Origin of the sequence: Escherichia sp. XD33 (assembly GCF_019375075.1) — a bacterium.
Taxonomy (GTDB): Bacteria; Pseudomonadota; Gammaproteobacteria; order Enterobacterales; family Enterobacteriaceae; genus Enterobacter; species Enterobacter flexneri_A.
This window is the reverse complement of record NZ_JAENDM010000174.1, coordinates 1-1462: the sequence shown is the minus strand read 5'-3', so window position 1 is coordinate 1462 and position 1462 is coordinate 1. Positions and strand designations below refer to the sequence as shown.

The following is a 1462-nucleotide window of genomic DNA, read 5'->3' as shown; positions in this document are numbered from 1 at the left end:
AGCGTTTTATAAATTGTCTCAGGTGATATTCGCAGCGTTTTTTGACGTGGTTTTGTTCGCCTTAACCATCCTGATATTTGCTCTGGAGACCATTTCATCTCCAGCTTTTCCAGAACAAGGTAAGCGTAAACCGACCGCCGTATGTAGCCATTAGACAAGAATTGGTAACTTAGACGCCCATCTGACACAGACGGACATCTAAGTATGGAATTACAGGACTGGCGAAAAGAACCTCTAAAAAGTATTCGAATGAATTCAAACTTCGTATGATTGACTGGCATCACAACCCGGTGCTTGTGTGGCCCAGATTGCTCGAGAAAATGGCGTCAATGATAATGTTATTTTCAAATGGCTCAGACTTTGGCAAAACGAAGGGCGTATATCGCGGCGTCTTCCGGTAACAACCTCTTCTGACACTGGCGTTGAATTATTACCTGTGGAGATAACGCCGGATGAGCCGCAAGAACCGGTGGCTGCTCTTACTCCGTCTTTATCCACCCAGACTACTGTCAGTGCCAGCTCCTGCAAGGTGGAGTTCCGTCACGGTAACATGACGCTGGAAAATCCTTCACCAGATCTGCTCACAGTGTTGCTCCGTGAACTGAGCGGGAGGGGACAATGATCTCACTCCCGTCAGGTACCCGCATCTGGCTGGGTGCCGGCATTACCGATATGCGTAAATCCTTCAACGGATACGACATATGCTGAAGGAGGAGCAGTAATGGATTAAGTGATAACAAATGCCCAGAAATAGAGGTTTAAATCCTGCTTAGTTAGTACATAAATACTATTTTGATGAAAATTATTATATGTCACCTCGGATTTTAATCAGGCGCCCAGATTAAATCAAGTATTGAGCGCCTGATTATGTTTATTCATTAATATCTGTCATTGATTGTCTTATTATCAGTTACCCCCGTCTTAATCAGAGTTTTCATTTATTTTTAATGCATAATCAGATGCCGCCTCATCATTATCCTCAGTATTATCATAGCCGAAAACTTCTCCCGGGCACGGGCGTTCACGATAATAGTCATCGTTATAGTTTTCATCGTCAGATAATGATATGTCGTATTCTGAATATGATTCACCACAATTATACATAAAATCATCTCCTTTGGGATTGTTACAATAATTAGTGAGTTTATTCGAAAAAATAATGAGCGCCAGACCAATCCACCCGACTTTTGATTATAATCATGAAGATACCTGTCTCAGTACAAATAGAATCAAACTCAATACAGCATGATTCACCTTTATATTCTCTCAGGGAAACCAAATACCACTATTCAACTATTAAGAATAAAATTCTGGAGGTGCGATTATCTGAAGATACCTGCATCCTAAATAATTTCAGACAGATATTATCTCCGTGAATCCCCCGCCACCTTTCCGGTGCGCGGGGTTTTGTCTTTTTTCACCGGGAATACATGTATGAATCCGTCTGATGCCATTGAGGCAA

Annotated in this window: 1 protein-coding gene and 3 pseudogenes; 2 read left to right on the top strand and 2 right to left on the bottom strand. The window is 41.9% G+C overall.

Annotated features, from left to right (window positions below):
* Window positions 1-119, bottom strand: a pseudogene (locus K0778_RS26005) (IS30 family transposase); the annotation flags it as partial.
* Window positions 120-209: 90 nt separating this feature from the next.
* On the opposite strand from K0778_RS26005, the pseudogene K0778_RS26000 reads away from it, so the two are divergent.
* Together K0778_RS26000 and K0778_RS25995 are read left to right on the top strand one after the other, a co-directional pair.
* A pseudogene (locus K0778_RS26000) lies at window positions 210-622 on the top strand (transposase).
* Window positions 619-693, top strand: a pseudogene (locus tag K0778_RS25995) (IS66 family insertion sequence element accessory protein TnpB); the annotation flags it as partial. The pseudogenes K0778_RS26000 and K0778_RS25995, both read left to right, overlap by 4 nt.
* A 228-nt stretch (window positions 694-921) precedes the next feature.
* On the opposite strand, the gene K0778_RS25990 reads toward K0778_RS25995, so the two are convergent.
* A complete protein-coding gene (locus tag K0778_RS25990) occupies window positions 922-1104 on the bottom strand; it encodes a hypothetical protein (protein ID WP_000282126.1) in 183 nt (60 codons plus the stop codon).
* Window positions 1105-1462 lie beyond the last annotated feature (358 nt).